Here is a 26,094-nt window from a genome sequence, read left to right as displayed (position 1 = left end):
AGGAAGGCGTTCGTTAATATATATCAAGTCCGCCCCCGTCGTCTAATGGTTAGGACATCAGACTTTCACTCTGACAACGAGAGTTCGATTCTCTCCGGGGGTACGATACAGCTCCAGATTTCTGGAGCTTTTTTGTTATGCATGAACTTATAGATTGATATAACGAGAGCGGTTCAAATGATTCTTGAACCGCTCTCTTGCATCAAGCTTGTGATGCTCTGTTTAATTCCCGCTGTCAAGGACGAAATTAGAGTACGAATTCCCCACGTGCTAGAGCTGCATTAAATTCTTCTTGGGTAGGAACACGTCCGTTATTGTGCTGGAATGCTTCTAGCCACTGAGCCTGAGTAGGTCCAGCAGGCTGAGAAACTGGGGTATTCATAACGGATTGCGTAGGTTGAGAATTTGTAAACTGTGTAGTCTGAGATACTGGTGCTTGCATAGGTGCAGGCATAGGAGCAGATGCGTTAGATGGATTCTGTGCTTCAGCAGGGTTTACTGGAGTTTGTCCTAGAGGAGCTGAAGGGGCAGCAGGAGCATTAGGAGTAACAGGCACATTAGGATTTGGTGCAATTGTTGGAACTGTTGTAGCATTGCGATCCTTAAGCCAGAATACAATTGCAGCAACGCTTGTTGCAACCATGACGATTGCACCGATAAGCAGAAGATAATAGCCGATGTTCAAAGAAGACTGAACGAAGTCGCTTCCATCTGTACTGAAATTTCTTGAAACGCCGATAATCATTTCAATAGCTACCAAACCTGCAACGAGAGACAGGCCCATAATCGGATTTCGCAAGTTTGTTTTCTTCTGAACTTTTAAGACGGCCGTAAGAATAATAACCACGATGGAGAGGACAACCATGATAGTGGTATCTGAAAAACGCGAAGTCGAGCTGTTAAAGAGTATGTCAAGGACGGAGAGGGACTGGCTACCAGCGAAAGAATGGAACGTAACTAATGGCAAGAAGATGCTGATAAGAGCAATAATCGCGCCGAGTGCTGAACCAAGAATGAGAACGTCTTGACGGTTTTGCGATGAAAGATTTTTGAAGTTCTTGACATCGCTGAGTGCTTCATCAGCAAATAATTTAGCGTTATTGACCGCAGTGTTCATTGTTTCATTCATCTGATTCGTGTCAAAAGGAAGCGGGTTAGCCGCAGATGCGCTCTGTGCATAGTCTCGGATCTCGCCACGGGATACGGCGGCATTGTATTCTTCAGCTGAAGGAGCGCGACCGTTGAGCGCAACGAATTGATTGTGCCAATCTTGTGGACTAAGAGGCTGTGGAGCAGAAGTTTGAGGTGGAACCTGAGCTGTACCTTCGCTAGGAGTAGAAGCTGGAGCGGTAGATTGTGGTGTATATGGTGTCTGTTGAGCATCATTCATTGGGATGTTGTCAGTCATATTTACCTTTCGTGATGTGTTTTCAATTTATTCTGAGTAAAGCCGTAGTACATTAATTAAGTAGTACATTAATTAAGATGAACGCGTTTGCGATAGCTACTCCATAAACGTTCTGCTGTATCTATCTTGAAAATAGAGCACCACGCGCCATAAACATGATACATAGAGTTGAGAAGAGGGTATAAACGTAGCAGTGTGCGTTCAGGATAACCATCGCGCGTATGTCCCGGATGTGCGTCAAAAGTCGTTTGGAAACGCTTCATATAATTCTTGAAGGAATCATGCTTTGTACCCATACGACGAGCGCTTGCCCCAGTTACCATTGCAGTGCAGTATTGCGTCTTAAACCCTTGTTCAAATAAATGCAAACTGCAATCAATGTCCTCGTGGAAAACGTCTTCCACATCATCACAAACAACAGGGCGTATAGCTTCCCATGCCTCACGTCGCATTGCCATATTCGAGCCAAATAAAAGGGGCATTCCGTCAGCGCTATACTGCTTTTCACGTACAAGCCCATCAAAAAATTGGCCGACAGGAGGAAGAGGCATATCGTAATAGCATACAGGGCCTGTAATTCCTGCAATATGAGGATGTGAATCGAAGAAAAGAGTGACTGCTTCTACCCAATTTGGCTTAATCATACAATCAGCATCAAAGCGAGCAACTATGTCACCTGTCGCCAAGTCGAGTCCAAAATTGCGGGTTGGAATTAAACCCTGAGCAGCAGTTTGCTGTGTTAAGACAACATTCGTCCCAGGATGTGAATCAATGAAATTCTGAACGATTGAGCGAGTGTTATCAGTTGAGTTATTGTCCACTACGATAATCTCATGCGCCTGAACGGTTTGAGTAGTTGCATTGCGCAGACAATCGAGTACGCGCCGTGATTCATTCCATGTTGGAATAACAATAGAAACTGAAGTCATAATGCCAGTTTATCTAATGGGTTCTATAAGGAGCACCAAAGCTTTTAAAGAGTAACGATATGAAAGAATTATGAATGTAGTAAGCAGTCGGGCCGTAATTTGGAATAATGAGGTTGTGGGCAGGTGGAATAATGAACACTATGACTCCAGAGAGAAAACAAGAAGAAGTAGCAGATTTAGCCTCGATTTTCCCTCGTAAGGGCGATAGTCGTCGTCCTCCTGAGTGGTATACACGCGCTTTGTTATATGCATTTATTGCAGTCGTCCTTGGATACTTTGCATGGACCGCATTCGATAATTTGCAAAGCGTTATTCTTAATATCATTATTTCGTTATTTATTGCTTTTGCTATAGAACCAATTGTACGTTGGCTCATCTCTAAAGGATGGAAGCGCAACGTTTCTGCTGGGCTTACTCTTCTTTTCCTATTTATTCTTATTGCTGCTTTTATAGCTGTTTTCGGTAATTTGATGATTCGTCAAATAGTATCGATTATTTCGGGCCTTCCTGAGCTATATACGCAAGTAAGTGATTTTGTTCAGAGTCAGTTTAATTACACTCTTCCACGCATAAATGATTTAGGCACATCCCTGCTCTCATCAATTCGTACTGATAGCATCGGTGCATTTGCTGGGCAGGCATTAACTACAGCGGGTTCTGCATTTAGTTCGCTTCTTGATTTATTGACGATTGTTTTGGTGACGTATTATATGAGCGCGTACGGTCCAAATATGCGTAAAGTTATATGCCACTACTTACCAGAGAATTCACAAAAACGTTTCTTAGTAACATGGACTGTAGTTCAAGATCAGATTTCAGGATTCCTCTATTCGCGCATTGTATGTGCTGTCGTTAATGCCGTCTGCTTATCGGTATTCATGATTATTTTGAACGTACCAAACTGGTTACCATTAGCACTTGCATGTGGCTTGATTTCACAGTTCGTTCCAATGATTGGAACGTATTTAGGTGGAGCACTTCCAGCTATCTTTGCGTGGGGAACTAATGGTATTCGTCCAGCTATCTACATCGTTATCTTCATTATTGTGTATCAGCAAATTGAAAATAACTTACTCAGTCCGATGATTACTCGTTCAACGATGGATCTCAATCCTGCTATAGCATTGCTCGGTGTCTTTGCGTTCTCGGCAGAATGGGGAGCTTTGGGTGGTTTCTTAGCATTGCCAATTATCGCAAGTATTCAGGCTCTTCTCAGCACTTATCTAAAGCGCTACGATCTCGTTGACTCTGAGTTATTAGATGATCCTAAGCCTCGTAAGGAATCAGTTATTGCGCGAAGCGTGCAAGCTGCAGGTGAGAAGATATCTGAGACGATGATGGTCCCTATGCGATCGGCAAAAATTGATAATCAACATGTTACTGCTGAAGATCTGATTCGTTTTAGAGAGTCTGTTGAAGGGACTGGTTCGCTACCACAAAATGATAAGAGTGTTCGAGAATATCTTGCCGAAGCTGCACAACAACGCGATGGTAACGGTGAATCGGAGGATAATACGATTAATAGTAGAGAGAATGAGCGCAAATCATCTTCAGCAGCTATTAAGCCAGCGAAACCTGCTCGCCCTCGTAAACATATCGAATCCGAGAATCAAGAGGACTCTGGTAAGAGCGAGAAGCGTGACTATAATAATGAGGAAACCGAAATTCAAGTAGCGCATATTGATGATTCAACGGCGTCTGACGATAACTCAGCTGAGAATTAAGAGGTGAATGGGCATGAATGGTTTACTTGCATTCCTTGACGTCATCATCACGGTTTTAGGTTTCATTACGATGATTTACCAAGCGCTGGTGATGATAGTAGGGATGTTTGCCAAGCAGACAACTTATCCTGATGTACCTCAAGATCGCAATTACGCTGTTTTGATTTCTGCTCGTAACGAAGAGAAAGTTATTGGGAACCTCATTCGCTCTATCCAGAAGCAAACATACCCTAGCGAGCTCATAGATATATGGATTGTCGCGGATAATTGCACGGATAAGACCGCGCAAGTCGCTCGTGATCTTGGTTGCCATGTCATTGAACGTTTTAATAAAGAACAAGTTGGCAAAGGCTATGCTTTGCAATACTTGTTGCAGACGATGATGGCAACGGGCGATTCGAAAAAATACGATGCTTTCTTCATTTTTGATGCTGATAATTTGCTCGACAAGAATTATATTGCGGAAATGAATAAAGCTCGTCAAGCTGGATTCGAGGCACTAACGAGTTATCGTAATTCTGTAAATTTGGCAGAAAACTGGATTTCTTCTGGAGCGGCTCTATGGTTTGTTCGAGAATCCCGATTCCTTAATACGACTCGTGCAGCTCTTGGAACCTCATGCCACGTGGGAGGTACCGGATTCATGTTTTCGCGTCGTATCATGGAGCGAAATGATGGATGGAAATTCCATCTTCTTACTGAAGATATGGAATTTACTATGGATTGCATTTTGCACGGAGATCGCATCGGATTTTGTGGCTCGGCAATGTTCTTTGATGAGCAGCCTGTTGATTTTAAAACGAGCTGGAATCAGCGTGTACGTTGGTCTAAAGGCTTCCTTCAAGTCTTTAGATACTATGGAAAAGTTATGGCTCAGTGGGCTATTAAAGAGAGAGATTTCTCAGCAGTTGACGTCACTCTTATGGTGTGCCCGTTTATGGTGATTTCTGTGTTCCGATTTATCTTAGGAATTATTTATGCAGCGCTTGGATTCATCTCATGGTATTCGATTCTTAACTCTGCAGGAAGCTGGTTACAGTCGATACTCTGGGCAATTGTAGGTATGATGCTTCTGGCAGCTATTTCGGGATTTGCTGAGCGGGACAAACTCAACGTTTCAGTACGTGAACTTATCGCTTATAGCCTCAGCTTCCCGATTTATATGGCAAGCTATGTTCCTATTTCATTTGTTGCCATTTTTGCAAAATCTCAGTGGAAGCCGATTGCTCATTCGGGTGGTGAAGCAGCAGAGCACATTATGGCTCATACAAGCTCAAGTTCACATGCGAATTCTTAGATTTTTGTGTTTTCTTTAGAATGGCAAAATCGTAGTTATGGAGACTTCATTGTTATAGTTATGAACTATGAGATACTAGCCGAGAAGGCTGTGTACTGTATACAATTGCAGGGCTCTATACGATAGCGCTAAAGAAAGCACTGAGAAGAAAGAAAGTACTGAGAAACAAAGCTTAAGAGTATGCATAAACGTCGATTCATTACTATAAGTATTACCGCAATAGTCGTGGTAGCGCTAAGTGCGGGATATGCTTTCGCTGATGCCAATGCAATGGTATCTGGCGGGTTATCAGTATTAAGACGGACTTTTAATCAAGGTCGTATTGCTGCACTCCAACCATATTCGCATCTTCAAAATTTTAATGGACGAACTATCGAAAATGTTCAGGATAAAAAAATAGATAAAGAACATGCGCGTTCTGTGATTGCTGAAACGGTTGCTCGAATTGGTAATGGAAATAATGCTGGAATAATCATCGCACAAGCGAACGGTGACATTATTGCCTCACACGATGAAAAGCAAGCATTTGAACCAGCTTCAACATTGAAAACACTGACTGCTTTAGCTGCAAGCGTTACATTCGATAGTCAAGAGACTTTAGATACGACAGTTAAGTTGGAGGCGACATCGCGCACTCTTACTCTCGTTGGCGGCGGAGATATTCTCTTGGGCAGAGGCAATAGTGATGCACACCATGTTAATGGGCGTGCTGGTTTATCGACTTTAGCAGATCAAACTGCTCAGGCTCTAAAAAAACGTAATATTTCCGAAGTTAACTTCCAATACGATAATTCATTGTTTAACAACGATACATTGCCGCGTCAGTTGGATGCATCATCAGATGTCAATGAAAACTATACAAATGAAATCGAAACAACGTCCATGGCGATTGATGAAGCGCGAGCATGGGGTAGTGATGATGGGCATGACCCTGATGGTGAGGGGCAATGGTCACCTCAAAGAAGTGCTCGTCCAGCACACGACGTAGCACAAACGTTTGTAAGCCTTCTTGAAGAACGTGGAATCACTGTCGAAAATTCAACAATTGCTCAATCTGCAGCAAGTGCTGATTCATTTGAAATAGCCACTGTAAAGTCCGCTCCTATGTGGCAAATTGTTCAGATCATGCTGACAAATTCAGATAATTCTCTTGCTCAATTATTGGGCAGACTCCTTGCTATACGAACGGGACAAGATAATTCTCTGAACGGGTCTACTCAAGCCGTTATCGATATAGTGAAACGGCAGGGGATTGATACTCAGGGTCTGGTTATGTCAGATACTTCAGGCCTTGCCCCTGGTTCGGCTGTAACCGCACGTACACTTATACACGTTCAGAGTGCTTATCTGAATACGCGAGACTCGAATAATTCGACGTGGGCTGCAGCAACGGGAATGCCTATTTCACAATTAAGCGGAACCCTCAGAGCTCGAGATTTCGGTGCTCAAGCGAGAGGACTTGTACGCGCTAAAACGGGCACTCTCGGTAACGTAACTTCTCTAGCAGGAAATGTGTCACGCACCAATGGAGGTACGCTAATTTTTGCAATAGTTGTTAACGGTGATGACATGGCAACTGGTAAATCTGCGATTGATTATTTTGCATCGAGATTGGTGGATTTATAAATGATTCAGTCGGAACTTTTACATCATGCCCAAAAGCTTGTACGTGATTCAGTTCAATCAATTACAGAAGTCCAAGAAGGCAGTGCTGACACGAGCGACAATAATACACAGCCTTCCTCCCGACCTTTAATTCTTATTGCATGCTCGGGGGGAAGAGATTCTCTTGCATTGGCTGCGGTTGCTCAGCGCGCATGTGCAAACCAGGCTGTCAGATATGGCGATGCTGAATATAAAGTGGGCGCTCTCATCATAAACCATCAGTTGCAAGAGAATTCGGATTTGGTTGCGCGTCAAGCGGCTGAACGCTGCGAAGAGCTAGGATTAAGTCCGGTACGAGTAGTGGATGTAACGGTTGAGAAAACGCGCTCAGGAGTTGAATCAGATGCGCGTGATGCTCGTTATGCGGCTCTTGTGAGCGAAGCGAAAAAATTAGGAGCAATAGCGGTACTCGTTGCTCATACGCAAGACGATGTCGCAGAAACTATAATGATCCAGCTCATTCGCAGCGCGCATATTGATGCTCTGTCGGGTATTTCTCCGGTTACTTATTTTGACGGAATTCCTGTAGTTCGTCCATTCTTAAGTATGTCACGTGAGCAAACAACGCAGATTTGTGATGAACTTAATCTTAAGTATTGGGATGATCCTACTAACGGAGATGACGTTGAGGGGGAATTGGCGCAAGACTATCCGCTTAGATCTCGGATACGTCATGATGTAATTCCACTGATAAACCGTGTCGCTGATCGTGACATTCGAAGCATCTTGAGCATAGGTTCTCAATTTGCTCGCGAAGATTTAGAAATTATTGAGAATGCTGTTGATGATGCATACACAAGTATAGTGCGAGAGAAGAATGGCAATGAAGAAATTAAAATTCGTGCATTGCACGCTTTCGCACCGGCAGTACAACGACGGGTTATCGCGCGTTTCTTAGAAAATATAAATATAACTCCAACTCGCTCTATGATTTTTGCGATTATTGAACTTAGTAATAGCGAACAGAAGAAGAAAGAGGTATACATTTCTTCAACTCTGAGAGCGAATAAGCTGTATAACGTCATTCAGTTATGGAAAGATAGGGAATATGCAAATTTCTGATGTACGTGAAGATATTGACCACGAGCTTATTTCCCGTGAAGAGCTCGACAGCAAAATTCATGAGGTAGCGGCTATCGTTTCGAAGGATTATGCAGGTAAGGATCCTTTGCTTGTTGCTGTACTCAAGGGTGCTGTCAATACTATGGCAGCATTCGCTCAAGCAGTGAGTATTCCTGCGGAAATTGATTTCATGAGCTTATCATCGTACGGAGCTGGAACTCAATCTACAGGAACTATTACAGTGCGACAAGATTTGTCTACTGATGTTAAAGGTCGTCACGTATTGATTGTCGAAGACATTATCGATTCGGGTTTGACTTTGGCATGGCTTGTCGATGAGTTAAAGAACCGTGGAGCGGCTTCTGTAGAGGTATTTGCATTGCTTGAAAAGCCAGCTCGTCGAACTGCTCACGTTGATGTGAAATACTCAGGTTTTACGATTCCGGACGAGTTCGTAGTTGGATTCGGTTTAGATTATGACGAAAAGTATCGCAACCTTGACTCAATCGCTGTGTTGAGACCTGAAGTTTATGAGGGTAAGTAAGGCAGATTTATGGCAGATATAAATCCATTCGCGCCACGTGATTCGCGCGATAATCGTGATTCGCGAGATAAGAATAGCGACGATAAAACACGTAACAATATGAACAATTCTGACGGTAACCAGCCAGATTCTCCACGCTGGTGGAGGCGTCCATGGTTGTGGGTTGTTGTTCTTGCTGCGTTGTTGCTCAGCGTTTTCTTCTTTGTCAATCGTTCTGATTCTCAGGCGATCGATACAAAGGATGGCTTTGCCCTTATTCAAAAAGGCAAAGCTGAGTACGTCGAAATAACAGATAATTATCAATCTGTCCGCTTGACTTTGAAAGATGATTTCAAGAAAAAGGACTCTAAGGACAAGAACGCGCGTGAAAAGAACTACGGTAAAAAGGTACAGTTCTACTACTCTTCCGCGCAAGGTGCTGACTTAAATAAGTTACTTAAGACAGCGAAAATCAAGAATGGGTATAACGTCAATATCCAGTTCAGCAATCCTTGGATTGGTATTCTGTCCTCATTACTTCCAATTTTGCTTCTTTTCGGTATGATGTGGTGGGTCATGTCACGACTGGGAGATGGATCCGGCGGTATGCTCGGCCTTCCAGGAGGTAATCGAAATAAGCGCCTCCAAGAAGCTGATATTCCTAAGACTAAGTTTGCTGATGTGGCTGGTGAAGAAGCTGCGGTTACCGAAGTTGAAGAAATTAAGGACTTCTTGAAAGATCCAACCAAGTATCGCAAGCTTGGTGCACGCATACCTCATGGTCTTTTGCTTTATGGTCCTCCGGGAACGGGTAAGACTTTGATAGCACGTGCAATTGCAGGTGAAGCAGGAGTACCGTTCTACTCCATGGCAGGTTCAGACTTTGAAGAAGTCTTTGTTGGTTTGGGTGCGTCTCGCGTACGTGAGCTGTTCGAAGAAGCAAAGAAGAATTCACCAGCAATTATCTTCATCGACGAAATCGATGCGATGGGACGTAGGCGTTCTTCTGCTGCAGCAAATGGAAGTGGCGCTGGTGAGCAGACATTGAATGCATTGCTCGTCGAAATGGATGGTTTCGATACCGATACGAATATCATTATTATCGCAGCGACAAACCGTCCTGATGTGCTTGATTCTGCATTGACTCGACCTGGTCGTTTTGATCGCCAGGTTGCAGTAGAAGCACCAGATTTGAAGGGTCGTGAGGATATCCTTAAGGTTCATGCTAAGGGTAAACCATTTGCTCCTGATGTTGATTTGCATCGTATTGCTGTGCTTACACCAGGCTTTACAGGTGCTGATTTAGCGAACGTATTGAATGAAGCTGCTTTACTCACCGCACGTGAAGATGCGGATTTGATCGATGCACGAGCAATTGATGAAGCAGTAGATCGTGTGATGAGCGGTCCTCGCCGTCGTAGCAACGGAATGGCTCTTGAAGAATTACGTAATACTGCGTATCATGAAGGCGGACACGCAATGGTTGCAGCAGCTCTGCACCATACAGATCCAGTTACAAAGGTAACGATTCTTCCACGCGGTCGCGCATTAGGCTACACGGCTGTTATGCCGACAGAAGATCGCTTTAGTCAGTCTCGTAACGAGCTTCTTGATCAGATGGCCTATGCAATGGGTGGACGTGTAGCTGAGGAAGTAGTATTCCATGATCCAACTACTGGTGCGTCGAACGATATCGAAAAGGCTACAAATATCGCCCGCCGTATGGTTGTAGAATTTGGTTTCTCTGATAAACTCGGCGCAATCAAGTGGAATGATGAATCCAATGATGGCGGTCTTGATGGTTTGCAGCCACGAAAGTACTCAGATCGTACGGCTGAAATAATCGATGATGAAGTACTCAAGCTTGTGGAAACTGCACATGAAGAGGCATATGAGATCGTTATGAACAATCGTGACGTTCTTGATGAGTTAGTCCGTCAGCTGCTTGAGAAGGAAACTCTCGACGCAAAAGAACTTGCTGAGATCTTTGCTCCATTGAAGAAGGCACCAGAGCGTTCCCAATGGCTATCGGCTCCGAATCGAAAAGTATCTACTATACCTCCAGTAGAAATTCCGAAGAATCTACGTAGCTCAGTAGCAGTTGACGCAACTTCAGGAGCTCACGAGGAATCACTTGAAGTCGATTCTGATGGTACTGAAGTTGTTTCCCAGCTGGATGGTACTTCTGAAGTCGCATCTGATGGGACTCTAGCTTCGGCTCAGTCTCCGGCTGTTATTGAGACAAACGATGTGCCGAACGAGGCTGGTGGAGAAGCTGCAACTACTGATTCTAATGAAGTTGAGTAAGCTTTATGAATAACGACAGTTCATACAATGAAGAAGGCGTACGTCAAGCCGTACGCCTCTTCTTGGAATCTATAGGTGAAGATCCGAACCGTGAAGGTCTTCTTGATACTCCTGATCGCATCGCTCGGGCAGGTCGAGAGCTCTTCGCTGGATTGCATCAGAATCCGCATGATGTTCTTGAAAAGCATTTCTCTGTAGATACAGAAGAAATGGTTCTTGTGCGCGACATTGAGCTGTATTCAGTATGCGAACATCACTTACTACCTTTCCATGGTGTAGCACATATTGGTTATATTCCCGCAAAGAATGAAGTAGTAGGTTTATCTAAACTCGCTCGCCTTGTCGAGGTGTTTGCACGCCGTCCTCAGGTGCAAGAGCGACTTACGCAACAAATTGCTGATGCGTTGGTGCATGAAATCCACGCCAAAGGTGTTATCGTCGTGACTGATTGCGAGCATCTATGCATGTCAATGCGTGGTGTCAAAAAGTCGCAGGCGCGTACCCTAACATCAGCAGTCCGGGGTGCGATGAGAGATAGTGCTACCCGTGCTGAAGCAATGCAATTAATTTTGCAGCAGCGATAGTTCATATAGAACATTACAAATATCCGTGCTAAGCCTCGATATGCAGGTAGATATGTTTCTGTAAGGTACACTGCAAGGAGGAAGTGAGAATGAGCCGGCAAGACGTGCTGAAGCGTCTGACAAGTTCAGAGCGCACTCTTATCATGGGAGTGCTCAACATTACTGAGGATTCCTTCTCAGATGGAGGACGTTATCTCGATCCACACCAGGCGTTTGCTCACGCGAAACGGATGATTAGTGAAGGCGCTGACATCATCGACATCGGCGCTGAGTCTACGCGTCCTGGAGCGATTCGTGTTCTGGAAGAAATAGAACGTAAACGTATAGTCACCGCAGTGAAATTATTGCACGAAGCTTTCCCTGAAGTAGCGTTAAGTATTGATACTACACGTGCTTCTGTTGCACAAGCTGCTCTAGAATGTGGAGCACACATAATTAATGATGTATCAGGCGGACAGCTTGATTCTCAGATGGCTGATGTGGTTGCACAATCAGATTGTCTGTATATTGTTCAGCATTGGCGGGCTTGGTTAGGTAAGGATTCAGAACGAGATACAACGTACTATGTCAATGGGGTTGTACGAGACACATATGATGAGCTCAAAGCACAAGTTGAAGCTGTTTTATCTCACGGAGTAAAGCCTCAACAGATTATCATTGATCCAGGGCTCGGATTTTCTAAACCTACTATTGATCACAATCTTCCGTTGCTTATGCATACCCAGTTGTTTACACACATGGGGTACCCGGTACTCATTGGAGCATCGAGGAAGCGATTTGTGGCGGGTCTCGTTCATGAGGCTGGTCTTGACGACAATGAAGAAACACGTGATGATATGACAGCTGCGTTAAGCGTAATTGCAGCGCAACAGAACGCATGGGCAGTGAGAGTGCATAATGTAGAAAGAAATCGTGCTGCAGTTCAAGCTGTGATTGCATCTCGCGGCTATAATGATGTTCTTTCTTTAGAACATAATGATGAATCCGATACAATCGTGCCTAATAACAGCGATGATAGTAATAACAGCCATACGACAGTGATTGAGAGCTAAACAATGGATTACATTACCCTGACAGGAATTAGCGCTTTAGGTACTCACGGAGTGCTCGATTTTGAGCACAAAGAGCCACAACAGTTTGTCGTTGATGCTGTTTTATACGTAGATTTATCAGATGCATCTCGTAGTGATGATTTAGCAGATACCGTCAGTTATGCTCAGATTGCAGATCGAATTGTATCTATTATTCAGGGTGAGCATTGCGATCTTATCGAACGATTAGCTCAACGTATTGCTGACAGTATTCTGCTCTCGTGGAGAGTGAAGAAAACAATTGTCACCGTGCATAAGCCACATGCTCCTATTGATCATGATTTCGCAGATGTGAGTGTAACTATTGAACGTATGCAAAGCGATTACGAGGAAGAGCAAGGGGCACAATCTCGAAAGCCGAGTGCTGCTTCTTTATATACTGCTCAACAGCGAGAGACTTTACATGCAGAAAATTCCGAAGAATTTGGGAATTCGGAGGGTAACACCAGTCGTCAAAAGCATTCGCTTTACAAGGTCGTACTTGCCTTAGGAGGAAATATTGGTGACGTTGAGCAAACTATGCGCTCAGCCATAGTATCTTTAGATAGTTTGCCGGGTAACCAAGTGACGGGGATTTCAGCTTTATATAGCACAAAGCCATGGGGTGTAGATCAAGATATGCCTGATTTCAAAAATGCTGTGGTTGAAATTACTACACAGATGGAACCATTGCAGCTCCTTCATGCTATTCAGATGATTGAGGCGGCGCATGGCAGAACACGTCAGGTGCATTGGGGATCTCGCCCATTGGATATTGATATTATTGATTTTGATGGTCAGGTAAGTGACGATCCTGAATTAACTTTGCCACATCCTCGTGCGTGGCAAAGAGCGTTCGTCTTGAAACCTTGGATGGACATCAATCCTGATGCGCAGATTGTCACAACGGATAATAGGAGAGGTGGACGCGTTTGTGAGCTTCTTGATAAAGCTCCAGACCGTGATTTCGTTGAACTGATATCAGCACAATGGATTCTAGGAGGTATGTGATGAAGGCAAAACGTACTCCGGCATGGTACTACTTCGCTTTTGGAATTATTGGTTTCCTTGTCGGGCTGATTAGTGCTTCATGGACTTCTCGACACTCGAGTGCTATGGTATCTGCACCGTGGTATCTGAGTGCATCTATCGTGGGAGTTGGGCTAGTTGTCGCATGGTCGGCATGGCAGGTGAAGAGATTTGCTGATGGCAAGATTCATAAGATGGCTCCCGAGCGTAGCGTTAACACATTAATTTTTGCCCAGTCGCTCGCTCTAGCGGCGTCAGCTCTTGCAGGATGGTATGCAGGGATATTTGTTATTGCTATTCAACACACCGAAGTGGCCTATTTTACGACCGTTTCTTGGCAGACAGCTGTAGCTGCAATCGCATGTCTCATAGACTTAGGATTAGGGATATTAAGCGAATTCTGGTGCCTTATGCCGCCAACAGGTGAAAAGGAAGAATAATGCCACATTTTGAACTTCGAGTGTACAACAATGATTCTCGCTCAGTCGAGTTATGGGTTTGCGTGATTCCAGCAGGAAAGCGTACTCCGGTGTGGGAATTTGTTCATAGCTACGCGGTAAATGAGCAATATCCACTCGGTACTGATCGTTTCATTAATAACAAACGTAATCTTTTTATTGATATTTTATCCCTTATTGAAGAGCAGGCAACTGCGCAGGATGTGGAACTTCTTTCTCATACTGATGCAACTCGCTCAGAGGGGAAAACATCAGAGTATACAACTGTAAGTGTGCGGTCACTCGCACAACGTGCTGCACGTGCTGCGGCAGATGGCTCAGGTAACGCACGTCGATTTAAAGATGCGCGTCATTTGTGGGAAAAGATATCGCGGCATGCATATACTACAGTTACAGGGGCATTGACTGAACCGATTACTGATGTGCGCAAAAGTCATAATTGGAAGAAAAATCAGCCTTTTAAGGATCGCAGCGCTCATCCTGATGCATGGTTCGTTACGCGCGTGTATTCGCGCTCAAATCCTCGTAAAGAACCATTCGTAGCCATCCGTTCCTTAGAAGCTTTGTGGACGTATATGCGCGATACCACTTCAGACGGAAAAATATTGTCGCTAGTTCAGCAGATGGAAAATGCCGTTACCATGAATTGCGATTACCCGACGTATGGTGAGCTTGCAAGTCTTCTGGGGGATTCGAATATGCTCGTCTTCCCGACAGATTCCAGTTTTATTGAGTGGATGAGACAAGTAGCTGGTAACACTGATGAGATTTCGCGCGATACATTAGTCGAAGCGTATATAGTTCCAAATCCGGCACTGGATGAGGACGATCCATCGTATATGCCAGCGGTATCTACAGGTAGCGTATTGCATCTGGCCAATGTCTTGGAAAGAAAAGACGCATAAATCATTCGTATTCAGTAATAAATTCAGTAATAAAGATGGTCGTGTAGCTTATGAGAATGATTCTCATTCGGTATGTAGCTACGCGACCATCTTTACGATATATGTGGTTATTACAAAATACGCGCTGAAATTACGGTAATGGACGCCGCTGGAACGTGGAAATTAAATTCCATTCCGTCATTGAATTCATCGTTAACGGTATACGCGCGAATAGCATCTGGATCATCAAAAGTGTTACATGTATGAGGATCGTCAGATTCTAGTCGCTTCATACCCATAATTTCTACATCATTAGCAAAGACGACATTGACGTCCTTAGCTGCATCCATAGAGGCGTTTGTAATGTTGATCGTAATTCGATTGTCCTTTTGAGACGCAAAGATATATGCTCCCGACTGGCTATCTTGACGGGGAACGTTGAGAGCTGTCGCATTTTGATGTGGCTGATACATCATGAAGACATCGTAATTTGGTGTAATTACCATGTCTTTACCATCAGTGAGTACAAGAGAGTTAAGGACGTTGACAGTTTGAGCATTACAAGCCATTGAAATTTTATCGCAGTTTCGTTGCAATAAATCAAGTGTGAGAGCTGTAGTAATGGCATCTCGCATAGAGACTTGCTGTTGGAGAGCAGGACGCGCGTTGAAAGCGCTGTAATGCCAGTTACCCCATTCGCCGATAATTAAATCGACATGCTCAAGCTTACTATCCCAGAATCCTTCAGGCTGAGGGATGTACTTGAGTCCGGAGTTGACGAGCTGTGATTGTGTTTGAATAATATCTTCTAATTCCAAGCAGCCATGAATAACTCGATTCCATCCTTCTTGCGTAAAGTCAGTTGGCGTATCTTCAGGATCGGAAATATTCCAATTATAAAAATGCATATCGTAGCCATGAATTGGTGGCTGTCGATACTGGGATAGTTCTGCAAAGATGTCTTCGGTCCATTTAACACTTTCGCGAGGTTTGTTTGTATCTGGTCCGCTAGCGATAGCGTATATCGGCGATTGCTCGAAAATGGATGAGGTGAATTTTGGCATGGAACTGGCAAATTGGCGGTACTTGTCCATATACATGCGTGCAGTCATATTCCCGCCGCCTGCCCAAACTTCGTTACCGATTCCCCAATATTTCACGTTATATGGTTCAGGATGTCCGTTGCGAGCTCGAAGACGCGACAGCTCAGTGTCTTCTGCTCGATTACAGTATTCCATCCAATCGCGCATCTCTTGGATTGTGCCTGACATGAGGTTGATATTAATCCACGGTTCGGCGCCGATGAGTTCGCATAATTGAAGAAATTCATCAGTGCCAAACTGATTATCTTCTCGTTCAAAAGTTCCAAAATTTTCGTTAAAAGTGATTGGACGATTCTCGCGAGGGCCTATCCCATCTCGCCAATGATATGTGTCTGCATAGCAACCGCCAGGCCAGCGCAAAACTGGAGGATGTAATTGTTTTAAGACATCAAGGACATCATTTCTATATCCTCGTGTGTTAGGGATATCTGAGTCTTCTCCTACCCAAATTCCGTCATAAATGCACGAACCTAGAAATTCGATAAACTGACCATGTAACTTTGGGCTGATAGTACCGATTGTATTATCTGAATCGATAAAAACTGTCATGATTCCTCCTTGAATGTGCGATAAATGCGATATCGTCTAGTAGACAGTATATCAAATGTTATCGTTCACAATTCAAGGCCACAAGGGGAAGAGAACATAATTTCATGGCTATATGGTTCTACAGTATGAAGTTACTTAGAAAGCTACTGAGATGTGATAGCGGGAGAAAATTTAGCTAATTTGAGGTATACGAACCATTGCTTCCTGTGCCATTGCTGCAACGAGATTTCCTTGTGAATCGTAGACCTTTGCTTGACTCAATCCACGACCATGTGCTGCGGTAGGAGTGTCCTGAACGTACAGATGCCATTGATTCATATCAATATCGCGGTACCACCACATGGAATGGTCGAGGCTCGCATAACTCATACCTGGTGTAGCGAAATTAATGCCAGCACGACGAATAATAGGCTCCATCATAATTTGGTCACAGCCTAGAGCAAGGAGCGCGCGATGCATAGTCTGATCAGCATTAATATGACCGTCAATTTTCATCCACACCATTTGTGATCCATTATCTTGCTGTGCTGCTTCGTCGTCATGGCGTGATGATCCGAGCATTACGGTGGTCGTTACATGTCGAATATCGAAAGGGGATTGATGTGCATAGTAATGAGCGAAAGCAGAATGCTCAGCATAGGGTGTCATCAGCTCTTTTGCGCTCGTCAATGTAGATGGAGAAGGGACATCGTCGGGCATTGGATCAGCAAAATCAATACCGGACTGGCCAGGCGTCTGGAAACTTGCGATAGACGTTAAAATAGAGCCCTCATCTTGAGTAACATTGACACGTCGGCTTGAAAAAGAACGACCATCGCGAAGATTCTCAACGTCAAAAAGTACATCTTGCTGAATGTCTCCGGCGCTAATGAAGTAACCATGTAAAGAATGAGGTAAACGGCCTTGCACAGTTTTGCTTGCTGCAATTACTGATTGTGCGATAACTTGGCCGCCATAGACGCGTCCCGTTGGAAAATACATCGAATCGCCCTCGATATATGTGTGGTTTCCTTCGGTCCGTACATCTCGAAGAGAAAGAACGTCCACGATTCTTTCGATAGGGGTGATGCTGCGGTCGAAATGTTGTGATTTTGTTGAACCCTGTGTAGTCATATAGCTATTTTACCCAAACTAAGTAACTAGCAGGATATGAGTTCAAAATTTTGCAGAGGAAGAGTTACATGTGAAGCATAATCGGGGAAAGAGAAACCCGCTTACATATAAGTAAGCGGGTCAAAAGAGAGAAAGAGAAGAAAGGGTTAAGTTATATGCGTTAGGCTTCCAGCTCAGCGTCTATGTAGTTCCTGTGCGGTGTCTTTCGCGTTGATTTACATATAACTGCACGAACCTGAATAACACCCCAGAAGAAAGCTGGGAAAATGCTGAGAAGATATGTGTGCTATGCATAAATGTCGTATATATGTACAGCAGTGAAGAGCTTACGGTATCACCAAATAAAAGTAGGGCGACCCTCGTTCAAGGATCGCCCTGTGTGTGAGATGAGACTATATAGTGAAATTCTTTGACAAATTTCTTAAGACTCTTATTCTTCTCTCACTGGTGTTTGACATGAGCTACTTCTGCTTAGCTGCAGCCTTGAGAGCTTTCTGTTCCTCACGCCAAGCCTTGCGAATTGGGCTGACTCGGCGCACTCTCAGTACCATCCAGACAATCAGCAAAATTACAAGGATCGTAAGAACAGCAGTTGCACCCCACTGAATCCAGCGCCATACTGGAGGAGTCCAGCGAGTGCCAGCTCCGTAAGCATAGCCATTGAGTGCATTGGAGTTTGCCATGGAGTACATGACGTTGTGAGCAGCCTTGCGTAGGAAGTAGATAGCAGTTGGATTGTTGGTATCCTTGAATTGCTCGAAGATACGCCATGTCAACTGGATATCTGAACCGCCAGCAACGCCTTGCATAGGAACCATGTAAGGAGAAGCCATGGTTGCGAAGTCGGTGATAACTGAGCCCTGGAAGCCCCATTCGCCACGCAAGATGGATGTTTGCAATGCGTAGTTGCCACCAGCCCATGTGCCACCAATACGGTTGTATGCGCTCATGATACCGTTCAGACCAATTTCACTTGTCTTAATTTCGCCCTTAGAATCCTGATACTTGTAGGTAGCATGGGATTCCTTTGCTGCGATTTCAAATGGCTTGAGATAGACTTCGCGAATTGTTTGCTCATCTGCCCAAGTATCGAGACCGTTAGCCTGGCGGTTTTGCTCTTGATCGTTAAGTGCATAGTGCTTCAAGAAGACAACGACACCACGATTCATAGCAGCGCTCACTGCTTGAGCAGCAAACTTACCGGACAAAGTTGGGTCTTCGGAGTAGTACTCAAAGTTTCGACCTGCGAATGGGCTGCGATGGATATTAACTGCTGGGCCATACCAACCGGTTACACCGAGTTGAAGAGCTTCTTCTCCAAGAGCATCGCCCATATCGGCTGCAAGATCGCGGTTCCATGTAGAAGCAATCAATGTTTCAGTAGGGAATGCAGATCCGTGAACACTACTAATGAAGGAGCTAAATCCTGCAGGACCATCAAGATCGATGGTGCGAGGCTTACCCAAGCGTGTAATAGCGTCAGTAGCGTATGCGCCATCGTCGATAAGATCTACCATTTCATTTACAGTCATCTGATCGAGGAACTTATCCCACTGAGGGTCGTCATACGACAAACCACGAAGCTGGGAAAGCTGAATGTCGTTCTTTGCTCCAGTAGTAGGAGCGGTAATCTTCTGGCCAGTTGCCTGCTCTTCAGCCTTCTGATATTCAGAATTTTCAACATTCGTTGCGTAATTAGACAACTTCTTGACGATTTCTTCAGAAGCGGTACGATCTGCATCATCTGGAGCCTGAGGGAAAGTGCCAGCGAAATCAGTACGACTCATCAATGTCTTCTTGCCGGATTCGAAAGCTTCGTTGAGCTCGTCGAAACGGTTAGTAACTTCGGACTTATCGCTCTTACGGTGATTCTCACCACTGTATGTGATGGTAGTTGGAACGTTATAAGTAAATGTGTCAACGCCAGACTTTACATGATGCGAATCAGTACGAAGAGAGAGCGTATAGTCTCCTGCTTCGAGGACATAAGCCTTTGCATTGCGATAATCGTAAGAAGCCATATCTTCGATGTTGATTGTTGCGCTTACTGTTTCAGACTGTCCAGGCTCAAGCATCTTCGTCTTAGCAAATTCGCCAAGGTCGACAGCGGACTTTTCGATGCCACCGCGAGTATAAGGTGCGCTGTAGAAGAGCTCTACAACATCCTTGCCAGCAATATTACCGGTATTTGTTACGGTTACAGAAGCTGTAATTGTGCCCTTATCAGAGTCGACACTATAAGATGGGTTGCTCCATTCGAAATTGGTATAGGAGAGGCCGTACCCAAATGGATATACAACTGCATCATCATAGTTGATGAAGTTTTCAGCAGCAGCTGTTTCATAGTAACGATATCCAGAGTAAATGCCTTCTTCGTAATTGACGAAGTATCCCTTGACCTTGTCAACGTTTGAATACTGATGAGAACCGATATTAACGAAGGTTGGATCCTTAGTAAAATCGCGTGCCCACGTATCGACAGTGTGACCGGAAGGATTTAATTGACCGGCAAGAATTTGTCCGAGGGGCAGGAAACCGGTTGCACCAGGAGTACCAGAGTTAACGATAGCGTTAATCTGAGGATCGTCTTGAAGTTCACCCATCTCAATAGGCTGAGATGAATTTACGATAACAATAACCTTCTTGAAGTTTTCCTTTGCAAGAGCAATCTGATCCTTCTCGTCCTTGTTAAGCTCGAGAGAATGCTGTCCAGGAGTATAGTTGTCATCCCACTTCTTCATATCTGTAATGAGATCCTCGCCCTCGCCACCTGTACGGCCGATAACAACAATTGCTGCATCATTGTACTGTGCGAAAGAAGCCTTTTGCGCATCTGTGTAGTTCGATACTGGCATCTCACCAATGTGATATGTGGAACCGCCATTAAGCCCGAAGCTAATCTTAATACGACCGTCTTTTTCTGCTGGATGATCCTTAGCGAACTTATCAAGCTGCTGATAGACGGTGTCGTTAACAGTGAAACCAGCTTTTTCTAGACCTTGCTTGATATTGATAGCGCGGGATGTATCGGTATGGCCTGAACCTGTTCCACCGTACAATGGATCGGCAGCACCACGACCAAGAAGAGTGACCTTCCCCAGTGAAGTCATAGGTAATGCACCATCATTCTTGAGCAAAACCATACCTTCATCAGCGATTTTTTGAGTTACCTTTCCGGAAGCCTCAATAGCTTCATCAAGATTCTTGTATCTCTTTGGGTAGAAATTAAGATCAACGTTACGGGCATTATCGCCGTTAACTGGGCTAAATGTACCGCCACCTTGCATTGCATCTAATGCACCACTTGCAAAATTACCGCCGATAAAAGCGATTGTGGCGATTGCTGCAATTATTGTAGTGATTGGTATCCAAATACCCAAGAAAATGCCGTTTCTCATTGGTAAGCGCTTTTTCTTCTCGTTTTTGCGAGCGCGCTTAGTGTGAGCGTCAGGCATCTCGGTATTGGCGGAAGCATTACCGAGAGGTGCAGCTACATTGTCTGCCATGAGTTCTCCTTTGACTCTCGTTTTCTCTACAGAAACTTAGGATCTTCGTTCACATTGCTTTGAGACGAAAACCTCATATTCTTTCTTTACTCGTAGTATGAATGCCAAAGCTCTGCTACGCGCAAAGACATGGTCATACCATGAGACATTTTTAGATTAGAAGAATGAAATTATTACCGAGTCAATTTCACGTGAGTGGTGCGATGCAGTTCACGAATGGTAATTTGCGATAGCATATCTATGGTTATAGCTATATGATACATATTTGGTATTTCTTTACAAAATGCGGTGATGGAAGGTGTAGAGTTGCGCTAAAAATAAAAATTGCACGTAGGGCACAATAATACGGCGTGGTGTTGGGTAATATATGTTTTGGAGAGTAAAAAATAAGGAGAGTACATGCGTATCGCCATCATTGACGATGTAGCTATAGAACGCGAACAAACTCGTGCGCTCGTCGAAAAGACATATAAAGATGAAGCCACGCACAAATATGGCAGTGTTGCTATACAGGAATTCTCATCAGGTAGCGAATTTCTTGAGAAGTATCCGCATGGTCATGATTACGATGTTATTTTTCTTGATATTGAAATGCCTGGGATAGATGGGATGGAAACTGCTCGCAAGATCCGGGAAGTAGATAATCGTACGATAATTATTTTTACAACACGTATGGCTCAGTATGCTGTGGCTGGTTATACGGTTGATGCAACTGGCTATCTCGTGAAACCGATTTCCCAGTCTGAGTATGAACTGGCATGGCGCAAAGTTAAGCGAATTATGAATTCGCGAGATACGTCACGTATTACAATCGAATCAACAGCCGGGACGGTTTTTATTAATACAGCGGATATTGTTTATCTTGATGTTAGATCTCATATGCTGTTTTATCACACGACCAATGGAACATATACAGCATGGAAAAGCTTGACAGCAGCAGCGAAAGAACTCGACGAACATAATTTTGTACAGATTAGCCGTTTTGTCATGATTAACTGTGCGTACGTCAATAAAATTGACACGGTCAAAGCAGATATCGAGATACGAGGTGAAATTTTCCACGTATCGCGATCGAAGAAGCGGGAAGTCTTTCAAAAACTTCTGGACTTTCATTCGCGCGCATAATCCCATTGGCGCTATTTAGTTACGTCGGTAAAGGACGAGTATGTGGATTCTAGGTTTGGATTATACGGTTATACCTGATTCGCGCATGGGTGCATCAGAATACGCGTTTTTCTTATTCCCTCTTGAGGTGCTTTTCGCTATGCTCATTGTTGCACGATGTAATCCTCGCCGAGTAAATAGAAAGTCGCGAATTGGTGCAGTTGCGATATTTGCTGCACTTGTTGCTATCTACGTGGCAGTGCTGATAGGAGTGGCAAAGTTAGTTTTCCTACCGGGGCTCTTTGAAATATTATTTTTCCCAGTTATGTCCTTGCTTTACTTATTATTCGCAAGCTCATTCGTGTTCTTCGTACATCGGTTGTACGACGTCTCTTATAGTGAAGCTATTGTTATAACTTCTATGGGCTATGGGTTGCAGCATCTTGCTTATACGCTTTCAGCAAGTGTGACGGTTTTACTTACTAACGGACAACTTATCAGTGATAATGGTGTCGCAATGTTGATTGCGCGTGAGTGCGTAGTCGTTGCCACGTATGTAGCAGCTTATATCTGGTTATCGCCACGTTTCCATATTCATATTGATGCAATAAAGCAATCAAAACGTTGGATAGCTTTAAGTATTATTGTTCTCATTTTTGCCATTGTGTTTAATATGGTTTTGACTACAGAGAATAGAGTAACTGTGTTACCACTTTCAGTTGATATAACATTTCGCCTTCTTGATTTCTTGTGTACTTTGCTGGGAATGGTTGTTCTTCTTCTTGTGTCGACACAAGACCGTCTTATTAATGAAATTGATATGCTTATGCATCTCAACGAAGCAAAAATGCAACATTATGATATGAGTTTGGAAAATATGGAACTTGTTAATGCAAAATTCCATGATGTGCGTAAAAGTTTAGCGTCAGTACGTGCCACTATTTTGCAACTCGAAGAATCTCAAGAATTAGCCAAAGCATTGAATATTCCACCGGAATCAGTGGCATCGATGCGAGATCTTGAGAACGCTATAAAAGTTTATGATTCCATATACCATACGGGTAATGAACTCATAGATGCGGTGCTAACAGAAAAGAGTCTTTATTGCTCGAGTCGGGGTATAGCTTTTAACGCGATTGTGGACGGGAAAAGTTTTGGCTTTCTCTCGCCTTCGCAGGTGGCTGCAATTTTCGGAAATATTATTGATAACGCTATTGAAGCCGTAGAAAATGCAAAGCTTGATCAATCTCAACGAGTCATAGAGCTTAACGCCCAAGCACGTAACGGATATGCTGTCGTAGAATCGTCAAATTACTATGTGGATAAAATTACTATTCTTCAAGCCACTGGTCTTCCTGTCAGCACAAAAACTGATAAACGATTCCACGGTTACGGGATGAAATCGCTAGCTGCCGTAACTCAAGAATATGGTGGGAAGATTTCTGTCAGCGATGACAACGATAAACATATCTTCGAAATTCGAATAGTTCTTCCGATACCAGCAGGCTTTGCTCACGATAATCAGGAAGATAATAATTGATTATGCTACGTATAGCACTTGTAGAAGATACGTTGAGTGAAGCGCAATACGCGATTCATGCAATAAATCGTTTTTGTGAGCAAGAAAATATACACGAACGCTTCGGCGAACTAGCAATTGAACGCTTCGAGTATGCGCAGAAATTCTTGGATGCATCGCGCTCGCAAGATTTTGATCTCATCATCATGGATATTGATATGCCGTATGGGCAGGATTCTATTAATGGTATGAATGCTGCAGCGCAATTTCGTGAACAAAGTGATTCTCATGCTGATATACCAATTCTTTTCACGACGAAAGTATCTCAGCTCGCTGCTCAAGGATACCAAGTAAATGCCATCGGATATGTGGTAAAGCCATATGATTATGCGACCTTTGCTATGTTTATGAAACGAGCTATAGCAAATATTGACTTCAATTTACGTGGAATTACTCTGACAGTTGCTACACGTGATGGGGTATCCTTTGTTCCTTCGAGTGACATCATATTTATACAAGTGCGTGATCATTTGATTGATGTTCATCTTCGAGATGGTCAACTTTTGACTACATGGGGGAAGCTACGAACTTTTTGTGAACAACTGAAAGATTCATATTTCGTGCAATGCAATCGAGATTCACTTGTCAATATGCGATATGTGGCAGGTTTTAATGACAGCGAGCTATTCATACGCCTGCCTCAGGATGCCTTTTATAAGACCACCGATGAGGTACAGGAGAAGAATGCGTCTGAGAATGACATCATGTCCTTTAAAGTCAGTCGACGTAAAAAGAGTGAAGTATATGATGCTCTTTTTGCAGTGAAATCACGTAGATAGAGGAGGAACAAATGCTAACACAAATATGGAATTTCCTATGGCCAGGTTCCTTCGTGACACCATCTTTTCCTGAAACATATGCGATTTATCTTGTTGCGTATATTTGTATCTTTTCGCGCTCTCTTCAATGGCGTTCTTTCGCACAGTATCCCATACGATGGGTATTGTTTGGTTGCTTTTTGGCTGGTACTACTGTGATCAATGGTCCAGTACTATATGACATCATGGATAATCAGATAGTTCGACAGAGCTATTTCCCATTGTTTGTACAAATTACAATTATTATCCTTGGTCTTTATGCGCTGACGACATCATCTCTTCTTACAATTCTGGTTACAGTAGCTATTGGGTATGCAGCAGAGCATATCAGCGCAGTACTAGGACAAATAGCTGTGATATATGTGTATCGGGATAGCTATACGTCAAGTTTCGCGCTCTCACCACTGAAAAGATTGTTCATCTTTGTCATTTATGCTGTTCTCGGTATCCTCATGTGGTATTTCGTAGGACGGAAAACATATGTCAGTGATGAAGCTATCCACAATAGGAAAGCGTGGGTTGGTGCATCCATACTTATATTGTGTTTTGTTATTTTTTCGAGCCAAATGGCGTGGATTGTTATCAACCTATACAGTGATGGGGGCACTGATAAGGGTGTACAGTTATCCATTACTCTTTTTATGTACGAAGCATTATGCACTGCTATGGCATTAATTATTTTGCTTATCTCTTCATCGCGAGATCGTTTGATACACGAAGTTGAAGTAATGCGTGATATTACGTACCGCCAGCAAAAACATTATGAGATAAGTCAAGAGTATCGTGACATTATTAATATGAAAATGCATGATATGAAAAAATTTTTGAACTATGATGAATCGCATGACAGCAGTTGGAAGAATTCTCCTGCCACCCACCAGCAAATAGTAGAAACCATCACGGCATACGATTCCATATATCATACAGGAAACCAAGCAATTGACGCTATTATAAATGAGAAAAGTCTGTACTGTGCGCGTAGAAATATTAATCTGCAATGCATAGTAGATGGTAGTGTTCTTTCTTTCATGGAGGACGCGGATATATATTCTCTCGTTGGAAATATCGCTGATAATGCTATCGATGCAGTGGAATCTATACAGGGAGGAGAACAGAGTCGTACAATCTCGTTTTCCATATATGAAGACGCAGGAATGGTTATACTCCGTGAAACAAATTATTACGAAGGAACATTGAGTCTTAAAGATGGTCTTCCACAAAGTAAACGAAATAATCAATATGAGCATGGATTTGGCTTGCGCTCGGTTCGCTATATCGTAAGAAAATATCATGGTCGTATGTCTATAAAAGTTGATAATCAGCTATTTGACATGACCGTTCTTATTCCGATACCGCTTACGGAAAGTTAATTACGATTGAGG

Annotated in this window: 20 protein-coding genes and 1 tRNA gene; 16 read left to right on the top strand and 5 right to left on the bottom strand. The window is 43.6% G+C overall.

The genetic code is table 11. The annotated features are described in order from the left end of the window. The first annotated feature begins 31 nt into the window (after window positions 1-31). A tRNA-Glu gene (locus tag EJ419_RS05215) sits at window positions 32-103 on the top strand. A gap of 144 nt (window positions 104-247) precedes the next feature. Here the strand turns inward: EJ419_RS05215 and EJ419_RS05210 are convergent. Continuing rightward, the gene (locus tag EJ419_RS05210; RefSeq protein WP_131284335.1) at window positions 248-1,408 is read right to left on the bottom strand and encodes a hypothetical protein; all 1,161 of its coding nucleotides are present in this window, start codon (window positions 1,406-1,408) and stop codon (window positions 248-250) included. 68 nt (window positions 1,409-1,476) lie between these two features. Beyond that, on the bottom strand, window positions 1,477-2,337 hold the full coding sequence (locus EJ419_RS05205) for a glycosyltransferase family 2 protein (RefSeq protein ID WP_131284333.1): 861 nt from the start codon (window positions 2,335-2,337) through the stop codon (window positions 1,477-1,479). A gap of 131 nt (window positions 2,338-2,468) precedes the next feature. Between EJ419_RS05205 and EJ419_RS05200 the strand changes: the two genes are divergently transcribed. From EJ419_RS05200 to EJ419_RS05150, 11 genes are all read left to right on the top strand, one after another. Beyond that, window positions 2,469-4,061: an AI-2E family transporter gene (locus EJ419_RS05200; RefSeq protein ID WP_165496245.1), complete on the top strand. Its 1,593-nt coding sequence runs from the start codon at window positions 2,469-2,471 to the stop codon at window positions 4,059-4,061. A 13-nt stretch (window positions 4,062-4,074) separates the two neighbouring features. After that, entirely contained in the window at window positions 4,075-5,358 is a 1,284-nt protein-coding gene (locus tag EJ419_RS05195) for a glycosyltransferase family 2 protein (RefSeq protein ID WP_131284329.1), read from the top strand. A gap of 180 nt (window positions 5,359-5,538) precedes the next feature. Next, entirely contained in the window at window positions 5,539-6,984 is a 1,446-nt protein-coding gene (gene dacB, locus EJ419_RS05190) for a D-alanyl-D-alanine carboxypeptidase/D-alanyl-D-alanine endopeptidase (protein ID WP_131284327.1), read from the top strand. Then, window positions 6,985-8,085, top strand: a complete 1,101-nt coding sequence (gene tilS / locus EJ419_RS05185; RefSeq protein WP_131284325.1) for a tRNA lysidine(34) synthetase TilS — start codon at window positions 6,985-6,987, stop codon at window positions 8,083-8,085. Further along, window positions 8,072-8,629: a hypoxanthine phosphoribosyltransferase gene (hpt, locus tag EJ419_RS05180; RefSeq protein WP_131284323.1), complete on the top strand. Its 558-nt coding sequence runs from the start codon at window positions 8,072-8,074 to the stop codon at window positions 8,627-8,629. The genes tilS and hpt overlap by 14 nt, the downstream gene beginning before the upstream one ends. 9 nt (window positions 8,630-8,638) lie before the next feature. Continuing rightward, entirely contained in the window at window positions 8,639-10,915 is a 2,277-nt protein-coding gene (gene ftsH, locus EJ419_RS05175) for an ATP-dependent zinc metalloprotease FtsH (RefSeq protein WP_131284321.1), read from the top strand. A 5-nt stretch (window positions 10,916-10,920) separates the two neighbouring features. Then, a complete protein-coding gene (gene folE / locus EJ419_RS05170) occupies window positions 10,921-11,499 on the top strand; it encodes a GTP cyclohydrolase I FolE (protein ID WP_131284319.1) in 579 nt (192 codons plus the stop codon). A gap of 89 nt (window positions 11,500-11,588) precedes the next feature. Then, window positions 11,589-12,551 (top strand): dihydropteroate synthase, encoded by a 963-nt coding sequence (gene folP, locus EJ419_RS05165; RefSeq protein ID WP_131284317.1) that lies wholly within the window; start codon window positions 11,589-11,591, stop codon window positions 12,549-12,551. A gap of 3 nt (window positions 12,552-12,554) precedes the next feature. Next, entirely contained in the window at window positions 12,555-13,580 is a 1,026-nt protein-coding gene (gene folK, locus EJ419_RS05160; RefSeq protein WP_131284315.1) for a 2-amino-4-hydroxy-6-hydroxymethyldihydropteridine diphosphokinase, read from the top strand. Further along, on the top strand, window positions 13,580-14,038 hold the full coding sequence (locus EJ419_RS05155; protein WP_240680350.1) for a DUF3180 domain-containing protein: 459 nt from the start codon (window positions 13,580-13,582) through the stop codon (window positions 14,036-14,038). The genes folK and EJ419_RS05155 overlap by 1 nt, the downstream gene beginning before the upstream one ends. Continuing rightward, the gene (locus EJ419_RS05150) at window positions 14,038-14,961 is read left to right on the top strand and encodes a hypothetical protein (RefSeq protein ID WP_131284311.1); all 924 of its coding nucleotides are present in this window, start codon (window positions 14,038-14,040) and stop codon (window positions 14,959-14,961) included. Before EJ419_RS05155 ends, EJ419_RS05150 begins: the two co-directional genes overlap by 1 nt. 110 nt (window positions 14,962-15,071) lie before the next feature. Here the strand turns inward: EJ419_RS05150 and EJ419_RS05145 are convergent, their stop codons facing one another. The 3 genes from EJ419_RS05145 to EJ419_RS05135 form a co-directional block, all read right to left on the bottom strand. Beyond that, a complete protein-coding gene (locus EJ419_RS05145; RefSeq protein ID WP_131284307.1) occupies window positions 15,072-16,592 on the bottom strand; it encodes an alpha-N-arabinofuranosidase in 1,521 nt (506 codons plus the stop codon). A gap of 171 nt (window positions 16,593-16,763) precedes the next feature. Then, complete coding sequence (locus EJ419_RS05140; RefSeq protein ID WP_131284304.1) at window positions 16,764-17,705, bottom strand: acyl-CoA thioesterase; 942 nt, start codon at window positions 17,703-17,705, stop codon at window positions 16,764-16,766. A gap of 461 nt (window positions 17,706-18,166) precedes the next feature. Beyond that, complete coding sequence (locus tag EJ419_RS05135) at window positions 18,167-21,211, bottom strand: beta-glucosidase (RefSeq protein WP_240680347.1); 3,045 nt, start codon at window positions 21,209-21,211, stop codon at window positions 18,167-18,169. 399 nt (window positions 21,212-21,610) lie between these two features. On the opposite strand from EJ419_RS05135, the gene EJ419_RS05130 reads away from it, so the two are divergent. From EJ419_RS05130 to EJ419_RS05115, 4 genes are read left to right on the top strand one after another with little or no spacing between them, the layout of a single operon-like run. Beyond that, window positions 21,611-22,336 (top strand): LytR/AlgR family response regulator transcription factor, encoded by a 726-nt coding sequence (locus EJ419_RS05130; RefSeq protein ID WP_131284301.1) that lies wholly within the window; start codon window positions 21,611-21,613, stop codon window positions 22,334-22,336. Between the two features lie 40 nt (window positions 22,337-22,376). After that, a complete protein-coding gene (locus EJ419_RS05125; RefSeq protein ID WP_131284299.1) occupies window positions 22,377-23,855 on the top strand; it encodes a sensor histidine kinase in 1,479 nt (492 codons plus the stop codon). A gap of 2 nt (window positions 23,856-23,857) precedes the next feature. Beyond that, window positions 23,858-24,673 carry a LytR/AlgR family response regulator transcription factor gene (locus EJ419_RS05120; RefSeq protein WP_131284297.1) on the top strand — a complete coding sequence of 272 codons (816 nt, stop codon included), beginning with the start codon at window positions 23,858-23,860 and terminating at the stop codon, window positions 24,671-24,673. An 11-nt stretch (window positions 24,674-24,684) separates the two neighbouring features. After that, window positions 24,685-26,082 (top strand): sensor histidine kinase, encoded by a 1,398-nt coding sequence (locus EJ419_RS05115; protein WP_131284295.1) that lies wholly within the window; start codon window positions 24,685-24,687, stop codon window positions 26,080-26,082. Window positions 26,083-26,094: the final 12 nt, after the last annotated feature.

This window comes from Alloscardovia theropitheci (assembly GCF_004332295.1).
Taxonomy (GTDB): domain Bacteria; phylum Actinomycetota; class Actinomycetes; order Actinomycetales; family Bifidobacteriaceae; genus Alloscardovia; species Alloscardovia theropitheci.
Note: the sequence above shows the minus strand (reverse complement) of the source record. Positions and strands in the feature narration are given on the sequence as shown.